This is a genomic window from Rhodoferax lithotrophicus (genome assembly GCF_019973615.1).
GTDB lineage: Bacteria > Pseudomonadota > Gammaproteobacteria > Burkholderiales > Burkholderiaceae_C > Rhodoferax > Rhodoferax lithotrophicus.
Genome location: NZ_AP024238.1, coordinates 1822652 through 1846664 on the forward strand (window position 1 = coordinate 1822652; position 24013 = coordinate 1846664).

General features: G+C 54.0%; 21 protein-coding genes and 1 riboswitch. Of the genes, 7 read left to right on the forward strand and 14 right to left on the reverse strand.

Annotated features, from left to right (window positions below; genetic code table 11):
• Positions 1 to 2 precede the first annotated feature (2 nt).
• Positions 3 to 3566, forward strand: coding sequence for a DNA polymerase III subunit alpha (gene dnaE / locus LDN84_RS08425; protein WP_223911104.1), 3564 nt, complete (start codon positions 3 to 5; stop codon positions 3564 to 3566).
• A gap of 50 nt (positions 3567 to 3616) precedes the next feature.
• On the opposite strand, the gene LDN84_RS08430 is transcribed toward dnaE, so the two are convergent.
• The 11 genes from LDN84_RS08430 to LDN84_RS08480 form a co-directional block, all read right to left on the reverse strand.
• A complete protein-coding gene (locus LDN84_RS08430) occupies positions 3617 to 4546 on the reverse strand; it encodes an energy transducer TonB (RefSeq protein WP_223911107.1) in 930 nt (309 codons plus the stop codon).
• Positions 4547 to 4556: 10 nt separating this feature from the next.
• Positions 4557 to 4976, reverse strand: a complete 420-nt coding sequence (locus tag LDN84_RS08435) for an ExbD/TolR family protein (protein ID WP_223911109.1) — start codon at positions 4974 to 4976, stop codon at positions 4557 to 4559.
• Between the two features lie 18 nt (positions 4977 to 4994).
• Positions 4995 to 5687 carry a protein TolQ gene (gene tolQ / locus LDN84_RS08440; protein WP_223911112.1) on the reverse strand — a complete coding sequence of 231 codons (693 nt, stop codon included), beginning with the start codon at positions 5685 to 5687 and terminating at the stop codon, positions 4995 to 4997.
• A gap of 29 nt (positions 5688 to 5716) precedes the next feature.
• The gene (gene ybgC, locus LDN84_RS08445) at positions 5717 to 6145 is read right to left on the reverse strand and encodes a tol-pal system-associated acyl-CoA thioesterase (RefSeq protein WP_223911115.1); all 429 of its coding nucleotides are present in this window, start codon (positions 6143 to 6145) and stop codon (positions 5717 to 5719) included.
• On the reverse strand, positions 6142 to 7326 hold the full coding sequence (locus LDN84_RS08450; RefSeq protein WP_223911118.1) for a pyridoxal phosphate-dependent aminotransferase: 1185 nt from the start codon (positions 7324 to 7326) through the stop codon (positions 6142 to 6144). The genes ybgC and LDN84_RS08450 overlap by 4 nt, the downstream gene beginning before the upstream one ends.
• Before the next feature lie 5 nt (positions 7327 to 7331).
• Positions 7332 to 7862 (reverse strand): transcription antitermination factor NusB, encoded by a 531-nt coding sequence (nusB, locus tag LDN84_RS08455; protein WP_223911122.1) that lies wholly within the window; start codon positions 7860 to 7862, stop codon positions 7332 to 7334.
• Complete coding sequence (gene ribH / locus LDN84_RS08460; RefSeq protein ID WP_223911124.1) at positions 7862 to 8335, reverse strand: 6,7-dimethyl-8-ribityllumazine synthase; 474 nt, start codon at positions 8333 to 8335, stop codon at positions 7862 to 7864. Before ribH ends, nusB begins: the two co-directional genes overlap by 1 nt.
• Positions 8336 to 8363: 28 nt before the next feature.
• The gene (gene ribBA, locus LDN84_RS08465; protein ID WP_223911127.1) at positions 8364 to 9479 is read right to left on the reverse strand and encodes a bifunctional 3,4-dihydroxy-2-butanone-4-phosphate synthase/GTP cyclohydrolase II; all 1116 of its coding nucleotides are present in this window, start codon (positions 9477 to 9479) and stop codon (positions 8364 to 8366) included.
• Positions 9480 to 9510: 31 nt separating this feature from the next.
• A complete protein-coding gene (locus LDN84_RS08470) occupies positions 9511 to 10146 on the reverse strand; it encodes a riboflavin synthase (protein ID WP_223911130.1) in 636 nt (211 codons plus the stop codon).
• Between the two features lie 185 nt (positions 10147 to 10331).
• On the reverse strand, positions 10332 to 11453 hold the full coding sequence (gene ribD / locus LDN84_RS08475; protein WP_223911133.1) for a bifunctional diaminohydroxyphosphoribosylaminopyrimidine deaminase/5-amino-6-(5-phosphoribosylamino)uracil reductase RibD: 1122 nt from the start codon (positions 11451 to 11453) through the stop codon (positions 10332 to 10334).
• Between the two features lie 118 nt (positions 11454 to 11571).
• On the reverse strand, positions 11572 to 13683 hold the full coding sequence (locus tag LDN84_RS08480) for an O-antigen ligase family protein (RefSeq protein WP_223911136.1): 2112 nt from the start codon (positions 13681 to 13683) through the stop codon (positions 11572 to 11574).
• Positions 13684 to 13866: 183 nt separating this feature from the next.
• On the opposite strand from LDN84_RS08480, the gene LDN84_RS08485 reads away from it, so the two are divergent.
• From LDN84_RS08485 to LDN84_RS08515, 6 genes are read left to right on the forward strand one after another with little or no spacing between them, the layout of a single operon-like run.
• On the forward strand, positions 13867 to 14439 hold the full coding sequence (locus LDN84_RS08485; RefSeq protein WP_223911139.1) for a GspH/FimT family pseudopilin: 573 nt from the start codon (positions 13867 to 13869) through the stop codon (positions 14437 to 14439).
• Positions 14423 to 15037: a type IV pilus modification protein PilV gene (pilV, locus tag LDN84_RS08490; protein ID WP_223911142.1), complete on the forward strand. Its 615-nt coding sequence runs from the start codon at positions 14423 to 14425 to the stop codon at positions 15035 to 15037. The genes LDN84_RS08485 and pilV overlap by 17 nt, the downstream gene beginning before the upstream one ends.
• Entirely contained in the window at positions 15034 to 16044 is a 1011-nt protein-coding gene (locus LDN84_RS08495) for a PilW family protein (protein WP_223911145.1), read from the forward strand. The genes pilV and LDN84_RS08495 overlap by 4 nt, the downstream gene beginning before the upstream one ends.
• A 9-nt stretch (positions 16045 to 16053) precedes the next feature.
• Entirely contained in the window at positions 16054 to 16719 is a 666-nt protein-coding gene (locus tag LDN84_RS08500; protein ID WP_223911148.1) for a pilus assembly PilX family protein, read from the forward strand.
• A gap of 27 nt (positions 16720 to 16746) precedes the next feature.
• Complete coding sequence (locus tag LDN84_RS08505; RefSeq protein ID WP_223911152.1) at positions 16747 to 20553, forward strand: pilus assembly protein; 3807 nt, start codon at positions 16747 to 16749, stop codon at positions 20551 to 20553.
• A 36-nt stretch (positions 20554 to 20589) separates the two neighbouring features.
• Complete coding sequence (locus LDN84_RS08515; RefSeq protein ID WP_276572422.1) at positions 20590 to 21057, forward strand: type IV pilin protein; 468 nt, start codon at positions 20590 to 20592, stop codon at positions 21055 to 21057.
• Positions 21058 to 21063: 6 nt separating this feature from the next.
• Here LDN84_RS08515 and nrdR read toward each other — a convergent pair whose 3' ends face one another.
• The 3 genes from nrdR to LDN84_RS08530 all read right to left on the reverse strand — a co-directional run bounded on the left by nrdR (position 21064) and on the right by LDN84_RS08530 (position 23806).
• Positions 21064 to 21513, reverse strand: coding sequence for a transcriptional regulator NrdR (nrdR, locus tag LDN84_RS08520; protein ID WP_223911155.1), 450 nt, complete (start codon positions 21511 to 21513; stop codon positions 21064 to 21066).
• Positions 21514 to 21519: 6 nt separating this feature from the next.
• Positions 21520 to 22764, reverse strand: a complete 1245-nt coding sequence (glyA, locus tag LDN84_RS08525; RefSeq protein WP_223911158.1) for a serine hydroxymethyltransferase — start codon at positions 22762 to 22764, stop codon at positions 21520 to 21522.
• 30 nt (positions 22765 to 22794) lie between these two features.
• A riboswitch (ZMP/ZTP riboswitch) is annotated at positions 22795 to 22920 on the reverse strand.
• 16 nt (positions 22921 to 22936) lie between these two features.
• Positions 22937 to 23806, reverse strand: a complete 870-nt coding sequence (locus tag LDN84_RS08530) for a lytic transglycosylase domain-containing protein (RefSeq protein WP_223911162.1) — start codon at positions 23804 to 23806, stop codon at positions 22937 to 22939.
• Positions 23807 to 24013 lie beyond the last annotated feature (207 nt).

Here is a 24013-nt window from a genome sequence, read left to right on the forward strand (position 1 = left end):
CCATGTTTGTCCACTTACGTTTGCATACCGAATTTTCCGTCATTGACGGCACCACACGCATCGACGAGGTGGTCAAAGCGGCCGCGGCAGATGATCAACCTGCACTGGCCATTTCGGATTTGAGCAACCTTTTTGGGGCCATCAAGTTCTACAAAGAGGGGCGCAAGCGCGGGGTCAAACCCCTGATGGGAGCGGAAGTCTGGCTTGAAGGCCTGGGCAAAGAACTGGGGCAACTCTCCCGAGTGCTGCTGTTGGTGCAAAACAAGCAGGGCTACCTGAATTTGTCTGAGCTGTTGGCCCGAGCCTGGACGCAAAACGCCAATAAAACCCAGGCCAGTGTGACTCTGGCCTGGCTGACCGAACTCAATACTGGGCTGATTTGCCTCTCTGGCGCACAAGCCGGGCCGGTCGGGCAAGCCCTGCTGCAAGGTGATGAAGCGCGGGCGCTGGATGCGGCCTTGCAACTGGCGGGCGTGTTTCCGCACCGTTTTTACCTGGAACTGCAGCGTGCCGGCCGCCCGGACGATGAGCCGCAGGTGGCCGCAGCCGTGCAATTGGCACAGCGTATGCAACTGCCGGTGGTGGCTACACACCCGATTCAATTTTTGGCTCCAGAAGATTTTGAGGCGCATGAAGCGCGCGTCTGTATTGCCGAAGGCGAGATGCTGGCCAACCCGCGCCGGGTCCGCCGCTTCACTCGCGACCAGTATTTCAAGACCAGCGCCGAGATGCAGGCCTTGTTTGCCGATCTGCCCTCTGCCCTGGCCAACAGCGTGGAGATTGCCAAGCGCTGCAATCTGAGCCTGGTGCTGGGCAAACCGCAATTGCCAGACTTTCCGATCCCGCCAGTGAATGGTGTGGTGATGGAGGCCAATGAGTACTTTCGTTACGCCTCGCATGAGGGCCTGAAGGAGCGCATGGCCCACCTCTACCCCAATGAAGCCAAGCGTGAGGCCGAGATGCCGCGTTACGTGGAGCGGCTGGAGTTTGAGCTCACCACCATTCTGAAGATGGGCTTTCCGGGCTACTTTCTGATCGTGGGTGACTTCATCAACTGGGCCAAAAACAACGGCTGCCCGGTCGGGCCGGGGCGCGGTTCCGGGGCTGGTTCGCTGGTGGCCTATGCGCTGAAGATCACCGATCTGGACCCGCTGCAATACAACCTGCTGTTTGAGCGCTTTTTGAACCCCGAGCGGGTGTCCATGCCCGACTTTGACATTGACTTTTGCCAGGGCAACCGTGACCGGGTGATCGATTATGTGAAAGAAAAATACGGCAAGGACGCGGTCAGCCAGATTGCCACTTTCGGCACCATGGCAGCCCGCGCGGCGATTCGCGACGTGGGCCGGGTGCTGGACATGAGCTACACCTTTTGCGACGGCATCAGCAAACTCATTCCCAACAAACCCGGCGTGGCAGTGACCCTGCAACTGCCGCCGCCCGACAAGAAAAAAGACGACAAGATGGTTTACGCCACCGAGGCCGAACCGATCCTGGCCGAGCGTGAAGCCAAAGAAGAAGACGTGCGCACCCTGCTGGAGCTGGCCCGCAAGCTGGAGGGCATGACGCGCAACATCGGCATGCACGCTGGGGGCGTGTTGATTGCGCCGGGCAAACTCACCGACTTCTGCCCGTTGTACCAGCAACCCGGCAGCGAATCGGCGGTCAGCCAATATGACAAGAACGACGTGGAGGCGGTTGGCCTAGTCAAGTTTGACTTTTTGGGCCTGGCCACGTTGACCATTCTGGAAATCGCCCGCGAGTTCATCATCAAACGCCATCCGGGGCAAGAGAACTTTGCCTTTGAGAACCTGCCGCTGGACGACAAGCCCACCTACCGCTTGTTCCAGGAGGGCAAGACCGAGGCCGTGTTCCAGTTTGAATCGCGCGGCATGCAAGGCATGTTGCGTGATGCCAAACCGACGCGGCTGGAAGACCTGATTGCCTTGAACGCCTTGTACCGCCCTGGCCCGATGGACCTGATCCCCAGCTTTGTGGCGCGTAAACATGGCCGTGAGGTGGTGGAGTACCCGCACCCGCTGGTGGCCAACATGCTCTCAGAGACCTACGGCATCATGGTCTACCAGGAGCAGGTGATGCAAACGGCGCAGATTCTTGGCGGCTACTCGCTCGGTGGTGCCGACATGTTGCGCCGCGCCATGGGTAAAAAAGATGCCGACGAGATGGCTCGGCACCGCCAGATTTTCCGCGACGGTGCGGCCAAGAATGACATCAACCAGGACAAGGCCGACGAAGTTTTTGACTTGATGGAGAAGTTTGCCGGCTACGGCTTCAACAAGTCACACGCCGCGGCCTACTCGCTGCTGGCCTACCACACCGGCTGGCTCAAGGTGCACTACACCGCCGAATTTTTCTGCGCCAACATGACGGTGGAAATGGACGACACCGACAAGCTCAAGGTCTTGCTGGAAGATGCCCTCAAAATGGGCCTGACGTTTGAGCCGCCGGATGTCAACCGGGGTGTCAGCCGCTTTGAGCCGGTGTCTGACAAGGTGATCCGTTATGGCTTGAGTGCCGTCAAAGGCAGTGGTCAGCAGGCCATTGAGGCGATTGTGGCGGCACGTGAAGGCCGGGGTGTGGGGCCACATGGTGACACTAATGGCCCATTCAAGAGTCTGTTTGATTTTTGCGCCCGGGTGGATCGCGGCCGCATCAACAAGCGCACAGTGGAAGCCTTGATCAAGGCTGGAGCCTTTGATGCTATTGAACTTAACCGCGCCAGTTTGCTGGCCAGTGTGGATTTGGCTTTTGAGTTCGGCGCAGCTGCACTGGCCAATGCCAACCAATGCAGTTTGTTTGACATGGGTGGGGCGGATGAGCATGGTTCCAGCACCCAGGAGCCTGACTTGGTACAAGCGACTCCGTGGGGTGTCAAAGAACGCTTGACCTATGAAAAAACGGCGATTGGCTTTTATTTGTCAGGCCATCTGTTTGACGAGGTGAGTGCTGAGGTGCGTCGCTTTGCCAAACGCCCGATCACCGACTTGATTGATACCCGCGAGCCGCAGTTGCTGGCGGGCATCGTCACCGATTTCCGTGTCATCAACGGTCAGCGTGGCAAGCTGGCCCTGTTCAAGCTGGATGACAAATCCGGTGTGATCGAGGCGCGGGCCGACGAGGCGTTGATCAATGCCCACAAAGACCTGCTCAAAGATGATGAATTGATCATCGTCATGGGCAAGCAGCAACCTGACCGTTTCTCGGGTGGCATGCAGCTCACGGTGACGCAAATCTGGAGCCTGGAGCAGGCGCGTTGCCGTTTTGGCAAATACCTGCGGGTCAGCGCCAGCACTGGCCCACAGGGTATGCGTTTGGATCTGGCTCGGTTGTTGAAAGACTTTCCTGCGCAAAAAGAGGTCACCGAGCAGGGTGACCTGTGGCGCGGCTTGGGAGTGCGTATGGCGCTCCACTGTGTCAGTGACGAAGGGTCGGCCAGCGCCGAGCTGCAACTGGGTGAGCGTGCCAAGTTCTACCCTACAGATGCGGCCTTGGCTAGCTGGTGGGCGCAGGTGACACCCGGTAAAGCTGAAATAATTTATGACTAATTAGCCTCTAGTGCTTATAAATAAAGCGCTAAATGCTATTAATTGTATAGCTAATCTTTGGGCCTGAAGTAGACCACAAGCCACTGTGGGACACTGCCATCAGTATCACGGGGTAGTACTTTTGTCTTATCAAGAGCTTTTTGCACTGCATCGTCCCATGCTTTGTTGCCGCTTGACTTTAGCAATTTCGTTGAAATGATGGTGCCATCAAAAGATGCTCGAACATCAAATTCTGCACTTGGATTGCCAATAATGTCTTTTGAGTCCTCTTTGGTAAACACAATATTTGGCTTGACTGCAGCAATAAATTTTCCGTTGTAGCTGGCCGACGGCCCGGCAGATTTGAGTGCTGTGCCGGTGGCATTGGGGCCACCGCTGGCACCGGCCAGTCCCATCATGCGGGCCAAGCTGGCTTTGCGTTGTACTTCCAGTTGCTTGGCCTGAAGTTCTTCTTTCTTCTTGTCTTCGGCGTGTTTGGCCTTGTCAGCCTGCTCTTGTTTGAGCTTCTCGGTTTTGAGCTTTTCAGCCTGCAACTTGTCTTTGAGTAGCTTGTCCTGTTTGATTTTTTCGAGTTTGAGCTTCTCTTGTTTGAGTTGTTCTTGTCTGAACTTTTCCTGTTCAGCTTGCTGTGCGCGTTCTTTCAGTTTGCGTTGTTTTTCTTTTTCCAAAGCAATGTCCACTTTGGGCGGTTGCGCTTCGGGTTCGGGTGCGGGGGTGGGTGCTGGTTTGGGCTCTGGCCGAGGTGGGGTCTCAACGGGCGGTTCTGGTGGGGGCTCTTGTAATTTGGGTGCGGCAGCCACGGGCACGCTGGCCCACAATTCGGCTTCTGCACTGACGATTTCGGCATCACGCTTCCATTGCACACCCCAGGTTAAGGCGGCGATCAGCAAGCCATGGGCGATCAAGGCGAGCAGCAGGGAGCGCAGCAGCCCAGCCGTTGGCGGCGGGGCAAATTCAAGTCGATCAGCAGCAGCTTGCATGGAATGTGGATCAAGGTGTCAATTGAACGGACAGGCCCACCCTGGCGATGCCGGCACGTTGCAAAGTGTCCATGACCTTGACCACGGCTTCGTATTTCACGGATTTGTCCGCGCTGATCACCACAGCGGTGTTGGGTGCCTCCGCTTGGGCTTGTTGAACCACTTTGGCCAAGGCTTTGATATTGACACTGCTGCTCTGGTCTTTGATTTTGAGTTGCAAGGCTTCATCTTGACCAATGATGACTTGTACTACCTGATCAGGCTGCTTGGCTGCCTTGCCCACGCTGGGCAGATCAATCACACTCGGGGCAATCAATGGTGCGGTGACCATAAAAATGATCAACAGCACCAGCATCACGTCAATAAAAGGCACCATGTTGATCTCGTTGATGGTGCGACGACCGCGTCCGCGGTGGGCAATAGCTGCCATGGTGGTCTCCTGAAAGCGTCAGTGGCCAGATGCCGACTGCGCTCCCACATTGCGTTGCAGAATGTTGGAGAACTCTTCAATGAAGGTTTCCAGCCGAATGGAGGTACGGTCAATGTCGCGGGCAAAGCGGTTGTAGGCCACCACCGCTGGAATGGCGGCAAACAGACCAATGGCGGTGGATACCAAGGCCTCAGCAATGCCGGGGGCTACGGTAGCCAGTGTGACTTGGGTCAAGGCTGCCAGACCGGTGAAAGAATGCATGATGCCCCATACCGTGCCAAACAGACCGACATAGGGTGACACCGAGCCCACTGAGGCCAGAAAGCTCAGATGGGTTTCTACCACATCCATTTCGCGCTGAAAGCTGGCCCGCATGGCCCGGCGTGCACCGTCCATCAGGGTATTGGCATCGGTGATGCGGCGTTCGCGCAGTTTCTGGTATTCACGCATGCCACTGGCAAAAATGCGCTCCATGGGCCCGGCAGTGCGGGCATTTTTGCTGGCAGCTGCAAACAACTCGTTCAAATTGCTGCCAGACCAGAATTCCCGTTCAAAAATGTCATTAAGTTGTTTGACTTTGCCCAGAGAAAAAAGTTTGCGAAAAATGGCCGCCCAACTGGCGATCGAAATCGTGATCAGCAGCAGCATCACCGCTTGCACCACCACGCTGGCGTGTAAGACGAGTTGAATGATGGAAAGGTCTTGGTTCATGGTGGGCTAGTCGAATGTAATCAATAGGTTCAGGTCAGAGCATGCAGAATTTCGGGTGGAATCCTGCACGGTTTGAGTGTGTTGGCGTTGACCCAGCTGGCCCGGATGGTGGCTTGGCACAGCAGCTCATGGCGGGTTGGGGTTTGCAAAAATGCCTGTTGGTGAATACTTATGGAAGCCCTGCCTGCGTGTTGGAGCGAGGTTGTCACCAAAAGTTCATCGTCGAGTCTGGCGCTTTTCAGATAATGCACGTCTGCCTGGCCCACCACAAACATGCCGCCGGTGGCTTGACGCAAGTCATGCTGGTGGATGCCTTTGGCGCGTAGCCACTCGGTACGGGAGCGTTCAAAAAACTTCAGGTAGTTGGCGTAAAACACAATTCCACCAGCATCGGTGTCTTCCCAGTAGACCCGTACTGGCCACGAAAAAACTTCTTTGGACGGTGGTGCGTCACTCATGCCAGCAGCACTTTCAGTCGGTCAATTGCCGTATGTAATTGCGCCATGGAGTTAGCCGTTGAAAAGCGGATGAAGTTGTGGGTGTCCGCATGGCCAAAGTCGCGCCCAGGGGTGACTGCAACGTGGGCACGATCCATCAGTGTAAAAGCCAAATCCCAACTGCCGCTGACCCCCAGCTTTTCGCAGGCGGTGCGGCAATTGGCCCAAGCGTAAAACGCCCCATCGGGCGTCACGGGTACGTCTAATCCCAGATACTTCAACGCAGGGATGAAGTAGTCACGCCGGGCTTTGAATTCAGCTCGACGGCGCTCAAATTCAGCCAAACTTGCCGTCTCGAAACAGGCCAGTGCTGCATATTGCGCAATCGTGCTGGGGCAGATGAACAGGTTTTGCGCTAGCCGCTCAATCACGGGCACCAGGGCCTCAGGTACCACCATCCAGCCCAGCCGCCAGCCGGTCATGTTGAAGTATTTGGAAAAACTGTTGATGCTGATGATCTGATCATCCAGCACCAGCGCCGTCTGGCCATATTGCGCGTCATGGCTCAGGCCCAGGTAGATTTCGTCAATCAGCGTGATGCCGCCATGCTGGCTTACCACGTTATGAATGCGGCGCAGTTCATCCGGCGCAATCGATGTGCCGGTCGGGTTGGAGGGGGAGGCCAATAGCACCCCTCGTGTGTGCCCGTTCCAGGCATCAGCCACCTTGTCGGCACTGAGCTGAAAGCGTTCGGCTGCAGTGGTGGGGATAAGCACCGCCGTGCCCTCCGCCGCCGACACAAAATGCCGGTTGCAGGGGTAACTGGGGTCAGGCATAAGGACTTCGTCACCAGCCTCAATCAGGGCCAGGCAAGCCAACTGCAGCGCAGCCGATGCACCGGCCGTGACCACAATCCGGCCGGCCGGTACGCTGACCCCAAAATGGCTGGTGTACCAGGCGCTGATGCATTCGCGCAACTGCGGCAAACCGGTGGCCGGTGTGTACTGCGACAAGCCATCGCGAATGGCCCGGGCGGCGGCTTCTTGCACCAAGGGCGGGGCGGTGAAGTCGGGCTCACCAATGTTCAAAAATACCATGGGCGAGTTGGTGTGTGCCACCTGGGCCGCCACCGTGCTGGCGGCTTTGGCCACTTCCATCACATAAAAAGGCTCAATACGCTGGGCGCGCTGGGTCACTCGCATCGGGCTTAAGGTGTAGCGTTTTTGTCGGCGGCCACTTCGGCTTCACGCAGTTGGCGCGCCAAGCCGTTGAGCACACCGTTGACGTATTTGTGACCATCGGTGCCACCAAATTCCTTGGCCAATTCAACACATTCATTCAGCACCACGCGCCACGGTACATCCAGACAATGCTTCAGCTCGTAAGCACCAATCCACATCACGCCATGTTCTACCGGTGAAATCTCGGTGAGAGGGCGATCCAGCAGAGGCATGATGAGTGCATTCAGGTTTTCGGCCTGTTCGGCGCAGCCATGCAGCAGTGCGTCAAAGTGTGCCGAGTCAGCTTTGTTAAAACCGGACAGATCGCGGGTAAAAGCGTCAATTGACTGCGCATCATTTTTGCCTACCAGCACCTGGTAGAGCGCCTGGACGGCAAACTCGCGGGAGCGGGAACGGTCTGATTTACTGGCGGCTTTGCGGACACCCATGCTGGTCAGACCTTTGCGGGGTTGACGTGGCGGGCGTTTGGAGGGCGTAGGGTGGCTAGAGTCGCTCATTAAATGTGATCCAGTAGGTTAGCCATTTCAACTGCCACTCGGGCGGCATCACGGCCTTTGTCAGTTTGTCTTGCGACTGCTTGATCCATGTTTTCGGTGGTCAGAATGGCGTTGGCAATCGGCAGCTGGTAATCCAGTGCCACGCGGCTCACGCCAGCCCCAGACTCATTGGCCACCAGTTCAAAGTGGTAGGTTTCCCCCCGGATGATGCAGCCCAGAGCGATCAGCGCATCAAATTTGAGTTTTTCAGCCATGGCCATCAAGGCTACAGGCACCTCCAGGGCACCAGGGACTTGCACCAGGGTGATGTGTTTTTCTGGTACACCCAGTGCCAGTAACTCAGTTTTGCAGGCGGTTGCCAGGGCATCGGTGATGTCCGCATTAAAGCGCGCCTGCACGATGCCGATGGTGAGTTTTTTGCCGTCTAGGCGGGGGTCGGTGGTGTCCAAACTGCCTTGGTCTGCGATCAACATGGGTTATTCCAATACAAAGTGGGAGGGTTCAAGGGGTCACGTAGCCCACAATTTCAAGTCCGTAGCCAGTCATGCTGGGCATACGACGCGGTGTGCCCAGCAGTTTCATTTTGTGTACACCACATTCACGCAGGATTTGTGCGCCAATGCCGTACGAACGTAAATCCATACGCCCGCGTTCCGGTCCGTGGCTGGCCCGTGCCGTGCCGCCAAATTGGGCCAGCAATTGGTCGCCACTTTCACCACAGTTCAAAAATACCACCACGCCTTTGCCTTCGGATGCGACCCGTGCCAGGCTGGCATCCAGACTCCAGGAGTGCATGGTGCGGCCAACTTCCAGCGCGTCCAGCACCGACAAGGGTTCATGTACCCGGGCCAAGACAGCATCTTCTGGACTCCATTCACCTTTGACCAGTGCCAGGTGTACGCCGTGGGCGGTTTTGTCTTTGAAGGCGTGGGCAGTAAATTCGCCAAAGGCGGTTTTGAGCTGGCGCGCGCCGACATGTTCAACCAGTGTCTCCATACGGCTGCGGTGGTGAATCAGGTCGGCAATAGTGCCAATTTTCAGGCCGTGTTCTGCGGCAAACAGCTGTAAATCAGGCAAGCGGGCCATGGTGCCATCGTCTTTCATGATCTCGCAAATCATGGCCGCTGGGGTGCAGCCCGCCATGGCGGCCAAATCACACCCGGCCTCGGTGTGGCCAGCACGCATCAGCACACCGCCTTCAACCGCTTGCAAGGGGAAGATGTGGCCGGGCTGCACCAAATCTTCAGGTTTGGCATTTTTGGCCACAGCAGCTTGCACCGTGCAAGCCCGGTCGGCCGCTGAAATACCGGTGGTGACACCTTCTGCGGCTTCAATGGACACGGTGAATGCGGTGCCTTTTTTGTCGCCATTGCGAGCGGTCATAGGCGGGAGCTGCAAACGCTCGCAGCGCTCTTTGGTCAGGGTCAGGCAGATCAGGCCACGGCCAAAACGTGCCATGAAGTTGACGGCTTCGGCGGTGACATGGTCGGCGGCCATGATCAGGTCACCTTCGTTTTCACGGTCTTCTTCATCGACCAAAATCACCATGCGCCCGGCGCGCATGTCGGCCACGATATCTTCAACAGGTGAGATGGCCACAGGGGCTAGAGTAGTCATAAGGGATTGTCCAAAATGGGGTGCCTGAATTTCAAAGGGCAGCGGTTTCACTGTTTGGGCTGAGCATGCGCTCAACATAACGGGCGATCAAATCAATTTCAAGGTTGACCCGTGAGCCGGGTTTCAAAACTTGCAGCGCCGTGTTTTGTACGGTGTGCGGAATGAGGTTGATGCTGATCTCACATCCGTCCACTAAATCAGTCACCTGATTAACGGTGAGGCTGACCCCGTTGATGGTGATGGAACCTTTGAATGCCAAATATTTGGCCAAGGTTTTGGGGGTCAGCACCCGCAGGCACCAGCTTTCGCTGATTTGCTCAAACTGTGTCACGCTGCCTACACCGTCCACATGCCCTGAGACAATGTGCCCGCCCAATCGGTCATGCGCACGCAGCGCTTTTTCGAGGTTGATCGGGCCCATGGCATCCAGACCGGCAGTTTTGCTGAGCGACTCTGCGGAGATATCCACGGTGAACTGCGGGTGTGCCGTGTTGACCGAGGTCACGGTCATACAGGCTCCGTTGAGTGCAATGCTGTCACCCAAGGTGGTGTCGTCCAGATAATGGGGCGGGCAGTGGATGGTGAGTCGTTTGCCATGAATGGCCGTTTGGCCCAAGGGCTCAATGGCGGTGATGCGGCCGATGCCGGTGATGATTCCTGTAAACATCGAGTTATTTTCGCAGGTAAAAATGATCAGCTTGCTGATGAGGACACTATCAGGCCACCAAGAGGCCCGGCATTGGTTGCTATGAGGTTTGAAAAATATAAGCCTTTTAGGCTTGTAGCGCTTGTTTAACAGGCGCTATTAGCTATTTATTCAATAGCGTTTAAATCGCCGAAGTTGCAGTTTACTTAAAAATTGGGATGCCCTTCGGTTCTGGCCAGCAGTCGCAGGTCAGCGCCTATGCGCTCAATGTTGTGAAATTCCAGCTGAATCACGTCGTCGAGTGAGCTGAGCGGACCAAAGTGGGCCATGCCCTGGCCAAGGCCCAACAGCTTGGGGGCAAGGTAGACCAGAAATTCATCCACCAGGCCTTCGCGAATCAAAGAGCCATTGAGCTTGTGGCCTGCTTCTACGTGTAATTCGTTGATTTCACGTTGGGCCAAGTCAAGCAGCATGGCGCTGAGATCGACCTTGTCTGGTGTGTTTGGCACCTGGCCTGGCAAGTAGATGACCGTGGCACCACACGCTTCAAGTGCTGCTTTTTTGGCATCATTTGGTACTGCAGCGTAGATGAAACAAGCGCGACCAGCTATGAATAGTGCAGCGTCAAGCGGTGTTTCAAGACGGCTGTCCACCACCACCACATGGGGTTGGCGTGGTGTGTCGACCAGTCGCACATCCAGCTTGGGGTTGTCGGCTAGCACGGTTCCGATGCCGGTGAGCACGGCACAGGCGCGAGCCCGCCAGGCGTGTCCGTCAGTGCGTGCAGCCTGTGAGGTGATCCATTGGCTGGCACCATTTTGTAACGCAGTTTGACCGTCCAGTGAGGCGGCCATCTTCAGGCGTACCCACGGTTTTTTCCGAATCATCCGGCTGAAAAAACCGATGTTGAGTTCATGCGCCTGAAGGGCAAGGGGGTCGTCAGCAGGCAAGACTTGGACTTGTATGCCAGCCGCGCGCAGGCGCGCAAATCCTTGGCCAGCCACCAGTGGGTTAGGGTCTGCATGGATGGCGACTACTTGACGGATGCCTGCGGCGATCAGTGCATCACAACACGGGCCAGTGCGCCCGTGATGCGAGCAGGGTTCCAGCGTCACGAATGCGGTAGCGCCCTGAACCGGGTTGCCCTTTTCTGCCGCATCTCGCAAAGCCATGATCTCGGCATGTGGGCCACCAGCGCGCTGGGTGTGACCTTGACCAAGCACGCGCCCATCGGGGGTGGTGATGATGCAGCCGACGCGGGGGTTGGGGGAGGTGAGGCGCAGGCTTTGACTGGCTAATGCCAGAGATTGGCTCAAGATGGAAGGCATGTGTCGGGGGTGATCTGAAAAAGGGGTCGCCTGAAATTTCTGTCGAAATTATGGGCTGAAGGTACGAAATAACGCGTTTACAAGCGTCCTGTATTGGTTGGATTATGAATGTCCGTGGCTATGGGAGTGAAATCCTGGCGCGGTAGTTGGGTGTAATCATGGCTAAAACTGATGATCTGAACTCAGGCGAGCAGGCATTGATCGCCTCTTGATAAGCTTGGAGTGCCTGAGTTTCATCTTGCACTTGGGCTGATGCATAAATATGTCCCAGCTTGAGCCAACCATCCACAGCCCGGTGGGGCCAGGTTTGGATGCCCAGCTTTAGTGCCTGAATGGCCAGTGCAGGATTTTGATGCCGAGTGCCTAAATAATAGGCAGATTGAAGCAGATCATAGTCGAGAAACCCACTGTCTAAGAGTGATTGAGCTTGTTGCATGGCTTGAGCGATATGGCCAGATCGGCTCCAGAGCATGATTTGAACTGAGGCCAGGGAGGCAGCTTCGGGTTGGATTTGAAGCGCTCGGTTGAGTCGGTCTTGTGCCAGATCAAATTCTTTGGCCTGAATATGTCCGCGCGCAGCATTGGCCAGCATGCCCACGATGTAGGGGCGTGATGCCAGCACCGATTCCCACACCCAGGTAGCGTTTTTCCAGTCCCCCCAGGTCAGCATTGCATCGGCAGCCAAAGGAGTCAGTTTGCGGTAGTGTGGGTTGATGGCAATGCCTTGCTGAAGCAGCTCCAGCATTTGTGTTTTAGGGGCATTCCAGCGTGGGTCTTGGGATGTCCCTGAGGCGGCGATTGAAAGCGCCAATTTGCTGGCACGAACCAGTTTGCTTTCGCATTCAATCGCCTGTTGGGCAATATAGATGGCTTGGCCAATACATACCGCGGTCAAACATAAGGCTGTGATTACATGGGTTGATTTGCAGTGGATCCAAGGCTGATAGCTGGTGCCTAGCCGCGCATCAGAGGCAGCAAGTACCGCAAGACTCAAGGCAAACATGGCACCGGTACTGGCCATGCGCCAAGGAAATTCGCTGCCACTAACAACCATGAGTACCAACAAGCTGGCCAACGTGAAGGCCCGAAGAGGGGCTTCACGTTGGCCTTGGGTGGATTGGTCCGTCCAGGTTTTTAATGCTGAACGGCACAAGTAGAGCAACAGAAGGGCGATAAAGAACCAGCCCATCAATCCATATTCAGCCAGCAATTGCAGAAATTCGCTATGAGCGTAAAAATCGGTTTCTTTCTGCGTGTCGTGATCCTGATACAAGGGAATTTGCACCTCCCATGCGCCCGCACCAACCCCGGCGATAGGGTGTGCGGCAATCATTTGGGCCGTTGCACGCCAGAGTTGCAGTCGCACTGCAATTGAGCCGCTGCTGTACTCTTGGGTTTGGGCAATAGACATGGTGCGGCTGAAAGCACGTTCGATTGCATTGACTGAGCCAAATTCCTTGACCAGTTGATGGTGGGCGGTGGGCAGACTCCCCAAACCCAGTACGGTGATCGCCAGCACGGCAATGAATCCCGCGAAATGAGGTGTTTTCCATCCAGAAGAGACACATTGACGGCGGTACAGCAGGGTAATGGCGGGTAGCAGAATCAGCAAAATGACCAGACCAATCAACGCTGAACGTGTGCCAGTCATCATCAATGCAACGATGTTCCAGCCCAGTGAAAAGGTCAGCAGCATGACGCTGGTTTTGTCTTGTAAACGTGTCAGCAGCAGTACCGAATAGGGCAGGGTACAAACCAGAAATTCAGCTAAAAAATTGCGGTTGAGAAAACTCGATGCCGGGGCGGGGCCTTGTGCAAAATAGGGCCAGTCAAACCAAAATTGCCAGGTCGCCCATAGGGATGCCAGCACAGCACCTATGTGGATTCCCCAGGCCAACCAGTTGATTCGCTTGAGTGTCAGGCTGTTAAGCCCCAAAAAAAGGATCAGACTGAAAACAAACCAACGAACCGATTCGACGGCCGCCAAATAGGTGTGTGACCATGCCATGCTGCCCAGTGCATAAATCAACAAACCGGTTGGCAAGAGCTGAATCCAATGCAGTCTGAACCTAAATCCATTTAGGCGGTAGGGCCAAAAAAAGGCGATAGCGGCAGCCAGCGCAAAGAAGCTGACCACCATGGATTTCAGTGTGTCTTGCAGCAACTCTTCATGTGGAACCCCTACGGCAGGCACTAGCACCATCATCAGCGCCAGCAAGATGACAGTCATATTCGGTTTTACGTTCAAAACGGTAGCCTTGATGGGGGTAACTGATTGGTTTTGGGTGGCAGCTTGAAATTGTAGGTGCGGGTTATGTTTGCAAGACGGTTTGATCTGCCATTCATCCACCGGTGGTGACCATTAGTCTGGCCAGTACAGTCTCAGGGGATGGTCTGTCACATAATCCAAGGCATGAGTAAATCAAGAGGTTTCACATTGGTCGAGTTGATGGTCGTAGTGGCCATTGCTGCTGTGCTCGCTTCTTTGGCGGTGCCTTCTTTCAAGCACCTGATTCAGTCCAGCAGCATCAGCACCAGTGTGAATACGTTTTTGGGCGATTTGCGCTTTGCGCGCAGCGAGGCTTTGCGTCGTGGGGGGGCGGTCATTCTGTGCCGCAGTGACAGCCCTGAAGCCACGAGTCCCGTCTGTGGCAGTGGTTCGGGTACGGGGGGTATAGGTTGGGCGACTGGCTGGATTGTTTTTTATGATCAGGACGGTAATGGTGACCGGAGTGCCTCCAGTACCGACCCGGTGCTGCGCAGGCAAGCGGCATTGACATCACTGGATTACGTATTGCAGACCACGGGAGGGTCATCTACCAAATTTGAATTTACTGCTACGGGGCGTATCAGAAATTTGTCTTCCGGCGTGGTCACGATGCAGTTTGGTGGCGGCAAGTTCAAGGCTGATGTGCAGCGAACAGTTTGTGTGAGTATTGGTGGGCGTGGTCGTGTGGCTGGTGATGGCAATGCGTCCTGCACATGAAGTGATTGGTAAAGCTATGAAAAACAAGCAGTTTTATGCTCCAACACGCTATATGCTGAATAGGCTTGATCGTCAGGCAGGTACCTCCCTGATTGAGGTTCTGGTAACTATTCTGATCATGTCATTTGGATTGCTGTCATTGGGGAGCATGCTGGCCTATTCTGTGCAATTGCCCAAAATTGCAGGGTACCGTGCCACGGCCTCGGTGTTGGCGGCGGGGCATATTGAGCGCATGCGAGCCAATATTGCCGGATTTACAAACGGTGATTATGTCGAGGCGCTCACCTACAACGGCAATCGCAAAGGTTTGACTGCGCCGAGCAGTAGCTGCGCTTATCCCGATTGCACAGCAACAACCCTGGCAACTCTGGACAAGAACTACACCAATTGGAAACTTGATGCTGAGCTACCTGCTGGCGGGATGCGGGTTGAGCGGGATGCCGCAGCCGGTGCGACCGATGGCAATTTGTGGATTATTTGGACTGAGCCCTCCACATTTGCCTCAATTAACCCCACCAATTCAGACAATTGTCCAGATGCATTGTCATCGTATGCTGACCTGAAACCACGTTGTTTGTACGTCAGGTTCAAATTATGAAATCATCCTTATTGATCTCATCAAACACTCAGCGTGGGTTGTCGCTGGTTGAGCTCATGGTGGCCATGGCTATTGGCTTGGTGGTGATTTTGGCCACCATGGCAACCTATTTGGGTTCTTCAAATACATCACGCTTGGCGGAGGCACAAGGACGCATGAACGAAGATGCCAACGCTGCGTTGTCCATCTTGAGCCAACACCTGCGTATGGCGGGAAGCAATCCCAAGCAAGCCAACCGTACCAGTGCGTGTCCACGTAACCCGGTTTACGCAGCACGTGTGGTCAATCTTGCCAACGTGGATACCTGTGCCGTAGCCGGCACAGCGACCTACATTTTGCGTGGCTGCGATGGCCGGTTCAGCAACATCACTTCAGCGGCTAATTTGGCTGCATTGACATGTACCACCGACGCCTCCAAACCGGACTCCATCGCTGTGAGCTACGAGGCAGATGCCTACAACACGGAAGCAACTGGAACCGGTGTGCCGACTGATTGTCTGGGTCAAAGCATCCCTATGTCCACCGCAAATGTGACACAAGTCAATGGCACGACAACCAGCACGGTTTCGGTACCTTTCTACGTGGCGGATAACCGTTTTTATGTGGGAACTTCCACACTTATCGTTTCCCCCAGTCTGTATTGCAAAGGTAATGGCAATGCAACGCCACAACCGTTGATTGAAAACATCGAAGACTTGCAGTTGAGTTACGGCACGGGTTTGGGTGCAAGTTTGGGCACCGGTACTTTGACGGTTTCAGGCTACTTGAATGCGGACGAGGTATTGAGTGCTGATGATTTGGCAGCCTTGCCTGATGACCCCACCCGTTGGGGGCGTGTGCAGACAGTTCGCTTGTGTGTGGTGGCGCGTAGTGAAAGCCCTGTGCTTGATAACTTGGCTTCGGCGCGCTACATCAAATGTGACGGTACGTTGGAGACAAATCCGCCAGATTTGCGCATGCGCCGCGCTTACTCCACCACAGTGGTGTTGCGCAACCGGGTTAACTGAGGTCGTGTCATGAACAGTTTTTGTCAAACCAAGCGCATGCAGCCACAACGCGGTGTAGTGCTGATTGTGGCGCTGATCATTTTGGTGGTGATCTCCATGCTTGCCACATTCTCGGTGCGTAATTCGACCTCCACAGAAACCGCCTCTGGTGCTGTTCGAACCGCCAATTTGGCCGCACAGGCTGCTGAAATTGCGCTGCGTTATTGTGAGGATGCCGTGCTTTCTGGCTATAGCAGCTCTCCCACCTTTGTGACAACCTTTGATATCGCGACCAATGTACTCAGCTACAGCAGTACGCCTACTTGGAAAATCATGAGTAATTGGGATAACGCCAGTACAACGGCAACCTATGTCTTACCCGGAACAGCCGTGAACCAAACCGGATTGTCGGGTACGTTTAGCCGTCCGCCAGAATGTATGGTTGAGGCATTGCCAATGCAAATGCCAGCAGGCGGTGCTGCATCCAACACGGTTTCTTTTGTCATCACTGTTCGCGGTTTTGGCCCTGAGGTGCAGGCTGTCGCCAGTGGCGCAAGTCGTCGCCCCTCAGGCACCGAGGTCTGGTTGCAGTCAACCATTGAATTGATGATGCCTGCTGGTGCAGGCGGTGGTGGTGGTGGTGCCGGTGGTGGTAGCGGAAATGATGGTGGTGACTATGGTGGCACCAGCCCCTAACACGATAAATATTGACGGAGGTTCAACATGAACAAATTCATTCTTCGTTGTCTATGGGTCTTGCTGATGGCCTGTTTGTCAACTTTATCTGCCTTTGGGCAAATGGCGCAAACCCCTTTGTTGACGCAGAGTTCGGCTGCAGAACCCAACTTGGTGTTTGTGTTTGACAATTCTGGTTCGATGGCGTGGGACTATATGTTTCAGTATTCAGAGCCATCGTGTGCATCCAGCAGCGGTTCTGTAGGGAAGGCTTGCCAGTCACCCGATGTCAACATGATGACTTATGACCCGCGCATTCTTTACAAACTGCGTGTGAATGCAGATGGCACGGACAAAGATCCAGGTGTGGCAAGTAATGTCAGTTCATTCAATGTATATTTTTATCAGCCCACGGTTCCAGCCAATTACAAAGTGGGCAGTATCACCGTTAAAAGCGGCGGCAAGAACTACAAGGTGGGAGATGTGGTCACGTTTAAAGCTCCAACTTCTGTGGGTGGTGTAACTGCCTTGGGTGTAGTCAGCAGCGTGAGTGGCAGTGGTGCCATCACGGGTGTCAGCATAACCACGGCGGGTTCTGGTTATACCAAGGCCACATCAGTCAGCAAAGTGACCACTGCAAAAGGCACAAAAGCCTCATTTAATACACCCACAATGATTTCCATAGCGGCAACTGCCGTGAATCAAATGTGGGATGGAACTGGTAGCGTCGATTCACTGAGCTATTTTTCGCCTTACACACCTGATTCAGGCAGCCCCTTGGCTGTAGGTGCCAAGTCTGGCGTGACTTACCCCAACACGGCAGACAGTTCGACGACCGAATACCCGGCGTTTGAAAAACGCACGGATTGCAACGGTGTGTTCACTACGGCAGGTGGTTCCACACAAAAGTATTGCACCTGGGCCAATGAGCAGCAAAATTATGCCAACTGGAAGCTTTACCATTCCAAACGCGTGGAGTTGGCCCGTACCGGAATCGGTTTGGCATTTAAACCATTGACATCTACGTTCCGTTTGGGTTGGGGCACGATTTCAAAACTGGGCGGAAATAGCCCTGCTTTGACTGCGGGTGTCAGCTTGTTTACCACTTCGCGCAAGCAGGCTTTTTATGATTGGTTGTATGGTTCAGGCACCAGTGGCAGTGGTAATACACCTAGTCGCACATCTATGGACAAGGTAGGCCAGTACTTCAGTCGCTCAGACAGTGATGGGCCCTGGGGCTCCATGCCAAGTTATACGTCAACCAGTACCAGTACAAGCACCAGTGGGGGCACTGAAGCCATTGCCAATTTTGCGAGCTGCAGACGCTCCAACATGCTGCTCATGAGTGATGGTTATTGGAACAGTACCGATCCAACTGTCGGTAATGTGGACGGCACCGATGGTCCCGTAATTACCAGTGCGACCGGTTCCACTTACCAGTACAAAGCGGCTTACCCGTATAAGGACGTGACGTCAAATACGTTGGCTGATGTGGCCATGAAATATTGGGTGAACGATTTACAACCTAATATGCAAAACAATGTGGCAGCCATCAGTGGCATTAATGAATCTTTTTGGCAGAACGTATCTTTTTACGGTATTGGTTTGGGTGTTTATGGCACGTTGGAACAAACAACTGCAACCTTGGCCAACCTTGCGACGGGGGACACTTTATGGCCGGTAGCCAAAGCCGATAGTGCGGAGGCGATTGACGACATGTGGCATGCTGCAGTTAATTCACGCGGACAGTTTTTGAGTGCACGCGATTCTGATACCTTGACCACTGCAGTTGAAAGAATGATGACAAGCATCAACAAGCTCAGTTCTTCGCAGTCAGGTGTGGCTGTGTCTACCGCCAATCTGGTGGATGGCACACGCAAATACACACCGCAATACACCACCGGCTCATGGGTTGGCAATGTTACATCACGCAACCTGAATCCCTTGAATGGCAATGAGGTGAGTACCGCTTGGCAAGTAGAGAGTACGGATCCTTTGACAGGTGATGCACTGTCGCAAATACCCGGCCATGCATCTCGAAATATTGTGGTCGGTAATGGTTCGGCCACCGCACCCAAAGCAGTCAACTTTACCTACAGCGCCATGTATGCAGCCGGTTTAACTGGACTGATGACGGGCACGGTGAATAACGATTTGATTAATTATTTGCGTGGTGATGCAACGAATGAAGGTGATTTTGGTTTGTACAGAACGCGCGAGGCCAGGTTGGGAGATATCGTTAACTCCAGCCCCATGTTGGTCAAGCGTGGTGTTGATCTGAAATACGATCAAAGTGGATCAACCGTTACCGGGGCAGACAGTTACCGCAGCTTCGTCACGGACAACGCCTCCAATACAGAGGGGGTATTGTTTGTAGGTGCCAACGATGGAATGTTGCATGCATTTCGTGACGGTACACCTACCAAACCCGATGATGGTGGTATAGAAGTGTTTGCATATGTGCCCAAAGCGGTCTTGCCTACGATCAGCTTGTTGGCAGACAAGGCTTATTCACACCGCTATTACGTGGATGGTCCAATGGTTGAATCAGCGACTTATAACGGTAGCGCTTGGAAAAATGTGTTGTTAGGGACAACAGGTGCAGGTGCCAAGTCAGTTTTTGCCTTGGATGTGACTGATCCGTTGGCCATGGATGCCAGCAGTGTATTGTGGGAGGTGAGCTCAGCAAGCACTGGCTTCGCTGAATTGGGGCATGTTTTGACGGACGTACAAGCTGGGCCATTGCCTAGTGGTGATTGGGTGGCAATTTTTGGCAATGGTCAGATGAGCGCCTCTGGTTCTGCTCGGCTTTTTGTGGTCAATCTCAATACGGGCGCATTATTGAAGGAACTGATTGCGGAAGCAGGCCCGAGCAATGGTTTGGGTGGGGTGCGTGTGGTTCGGAACAAGTATCAGCAAATCATTGGAGCCTATGCCGGGGATCTAAAGGGTAACTTGTGGAAATTTGATCTTAGCGGTGCATCTTCGTCAGATTGGGTTGTTGGCTTGTCTGGCAGTCCTTTGCTGGCTGTTGGCAGCACAAAGCCAATCACCGCAGCACCTGCTGTCCTGAAAAAACCACCTGTGGATGCCAATCACCCAGAACTGCAGGAGTATGTGGTTGTTGCAGGAACAGGCAAGTTTTTTGAAACTACCGATCTTTCAACCACCTCACAACAAACGTTGTATGGGGTGTGGGATAGCCAACCGTTTGGCAGTGCAGTCGCTGCGACAGGTATTCCTCAAACAGATACGACCCATTTGGTTCAGCAAACGATTTCGACTGCACAAACATTAAGTCGAACGGTTGTGAACAGTGATCTCACCACCTCGACGGTGGATGTGACATATTTTTCAGTTTCTCGTAATGTGGTCAGTTGGAGCGCCACAACAAGAGGGTGGTTCATTAATTTACCCAACAGTGGTGAGCGGGTGGTGTATCCATTGGAAGCCCTATTGGATCGTTTTGTGGCTGTAGATGCCATCTCACCCAGCAATGTGTCTACTAATTTGTGCGCGCAAAGTGGGCAAGGTACTGGGTATGTCTATTTGATTGATGGTTTGACAGGAGCAGGGCCTGGTGAGCAAGTGCTGGATACTAATGGGGACGGTCAAGTTAATACCAATGATGCTATGGTTAGCGGATTTACGGCAAAGGCCGATGGCCGTAATACTTGGTTGAAAGTGAATGCGAGCAGTAACGATAACCAAACAGTCTTTACTGGTATTACTGGAAGTGATGGTACTGGAAATATGGTCAAACTAAGCTGTGCTGCGATAGGAAACTGCAAGCCTGTAGCGACGCCAAGCATGACCATCAAATCGCGTGAATGGCGACAGCTGTTTATGCGCTAATGTGGACGATCTTTAATTTCAATTGTTAGAAAATACATGAAAACACATTCGCCAACTGGGCATCAACTGGGCAAAGGCTTTACCTTGATTGAGTTGATGATTGTGGTTGCTATTCTTGGCTTATTGGCTGCCATTGCTGTCCCTTCATATACCAGCTACATAGCCAAAGGGCGTCGTGCAGATGCACGTGTTCAGCTATTACAAGCTGCTCAATTTATGGAGCGCTTTTACACCGCCAATGACAGATATGACCAGGATCGTGCTGGCAATACGGTGTACAGCCAGATTCCAGGCGTATTAAAAAAGGCACCCGCCGAAGGTACACAAATGTATGAACTGGTTGAACCCACGGGTTCGGTCGTGACGGCAAGCAGTTACACGTTAACCATGCAACCCAAATCCGATGCAGCAATGGCTTCAGATGCTTGTGGATCATTTACCATCACAGAGCAAGGTGTCAAAGGAGTCACTGGGACTCTGTCTCGAGATATATGCTGGAAGTAGGCTGTTTTACCGACCCACCTCATCCACCAGTGTTTTGAAATCATCAATGTCTTCAAAGCTTCTGTACACACTGGCAAAACGCACATAGGCGACTTTGTCGAGTTTTTTCAGCTCGAACATGACCAGTTCGCCGATGCGGGTCGACAGTACCTCGCGCAGGCCCAGGTTGAGTAGCTTTTCTTCAATACGTTCAATGGCACTGTCGACCTGTTCGGTACTAACAGGTCGTTTGCGTAGCGCCAATTTCATGGAAGCCAACAGTTTGGCGCGCTCGTATTCAATACGCCTTCCATCTTTTTTCACAATGGATGGGAATGTGACTTCGGGCCGCTCGTAAGTCGTAAAGCGTTTGTCGCAGGACGCGCAACGGCGCCTGCGGCGAATAAAGCTCCCATCTTCAGACACCCGTGTTTCCACCACTTGAGTGTCGGGGTGGCTGCAGAAGGGGCACTTCATCGGGGATTAACCGTAAACCGGATAACGAGCTGTCAAAGCGTGCACTTTGGCGCGCACCGTGGCAAGATTGCTTTCGTCACGCGGGTTGTCCAGCACGTCGGCGATCAGGTGGGCCGTGAGTCGTGCTTCTTCGTCCTTGAAGCCGCGGGTGGTCATGGCCGGTGTTCCCACGCGCACGCCACTGGTTACCATGGGTTTTTCTGGGTCGTTCGGAATGGCATTTTTGTTGATGGTCATATGGGCACTGCCCAACACGGCTTCAGCTTCTTTGCCGGTGATGTTTTTGGAACGCAAGTCCACCAGCATCACATGGGATTCGGTGCGGCCACTGACAATGCGCAGGCCCCGTTCGGTCAGGGTTTCGGCCACGATGCGGGCGTTGGTCAGTACTTGCTGCTGGTAAATCTTGAACTCGGGCTGCAGGGCTTCCTTGAAGGCCACCGCTTTGGCGGCAATCACGTGCATCAGCGGGCCGCCCTGCAGGCCAGGGAAGATGGCGCTGTTGATGGCTTTCTCATGCTGCGCCTTCATCAAAATGATGCCGCCACGTGGGCCACGCAGGCTCTTGTGCGTGGTGCTGGTCACAATGTCGGCGTGTGGCACCGGGTTGGGGTAAACGCCTGCGGCAATCAGGCCGGCGTAATGCGCCATGTCGACCATGAAGATGGCGCCCACATCTTTGGCAACTTTGGCAAAGCGCTCAAAGTCAATCGCCAAAGAATAGGCACTGGCACCGGCAATGATCAGTTTCGGCTTGTGCTCATGGGCTTTGCGTTCCATGGCATCGTAATCAATCGCTTCATGGGCATCCAGACCGTAGCTCACCACGTTGAACCATTTGCCGCTCATGTTCAGAGCCATGCCATGGGTCAGGTGGCCGCCCTCAGCCAGACTCATGCCCATGATGGTGTCGCCAGGTTTCAAAAAGGCCAGAAACACAGCTTCGTTGGCAGATGCGCCGCAATGGGGTTGCACATTGGCGGCTTCGGCACCAAAAATTTGTTTCACACGGTCAATTGCCAGTTGCTCAGCAATGTCCACAAACTCGCAGCCACCGTAATAGCGTTTGCCGGGGTAACCTTCGGCGTATTTGTTGGTCAACTGGGTGCCTTGGGCGGCCATGACAGCAGGTGAGGCGTAATTTTCACTGGCGATCAACTCGATGTGGTCTTGCTGACGCTGGTTTTCGGATTGAATGGCAGCAAACAGCTCTGGGTCGGTTTGCTCGATAAGAATGTTTCGGTTGAACATGGGAGTCCTTAAAGACAATGGGCCTGCGGGTTAAGGTGCCCAGGCGAACGGCTGATCACAAAACCAAAAGGCTTTGCGGCACGCTCCCCCGTGGTGTTCCCACTTCAGCAGCACCCCATGGAGAAGGGCTGCCTATCGCCAGTTGCGTGCGGGACTATTTTAACTGACGTGTTTATTTCAATGCCAGAACAGCATCTTTGTCAGGCTTGGATTCAGGTAACGGAGTTACTGCAGGTGTTTCAGTGGAATGGCTGGGTATGGCTTCTTTGGATTTGTTAACCACTGGCAAGTTGGCTGCGGTGTTGCTTGCTTCCCATGTGGGAACTTGGCGGCCCAGGCCAACCAATTGCAATCTGGCATGCTCTGCCATCACTTTGGCGGTATAGCCACCATCATCTTCAGAGTTGGCTGCACCAACATATGATTTCAGGCCACCTTCAATCGTGCCAGCCATGCGAATGCAGTCTTGCAGGACTTTGACACCCACACGTAAATTGGCCAATGGGTCAAAAGCAGCAAATTTGCCGCCAAAACTTTGGTACTTGTCGCTGTGAACCTGCGTCATGACTTGCATCAGACCTTGGGCACCAACGTGGCTTTGGGCAAATGGGTTGAAGCCAGATTCAATGGCAACCACCGCCAGGATCAGAGTGGGATCCAATTTGGATCGTTGACCAACGTTGTAGGCCTCAGAAACAATGGCGCTGACGGGCTCGGGAGCCACGTTGTATTTTTTGCTTAGCCACAAGGCAACTGCAGCTTGCTGCTTCGGCAATTGTTTGGGGTCTGAGGCGGTAGCGCGATCACTGGCGAGCAAATCGCTGACTACACCGGACACTTCAAACTGACGCTCCTGGAGCCAACTGAAGAGTTGGATTTCGCCAATGTGACGAAGTTCTGGGCGAGCCACCAAGGTGACTGCTGCAAACAATACCAGCAGGCCAATCAAGGCGACGCTGTTGTGTGAGATTTCAAAAATGCCTTTGGTGAGGGCAGTTGCAAAACGCCTCAGGCTGCTGATCATGGTCTTAGATGCTGACATAGCTTCTCCTTCTTGCGCGTGAATCTTGGTGGGCATCATGCGTAGCATGCGACTCAGCGAGATTTCGCTTGGGTTGTTACGCTATCAATATCCTGCTTGAGTTTTCTCCAGTAAGTGCAGAGATTTGATGTTGCCGGGTTGGCAGCGGGCTTCGGGTTATCCCTGATGGTGTCAAGGACTGGCGGATTCTATGTGGGTTGAATATAC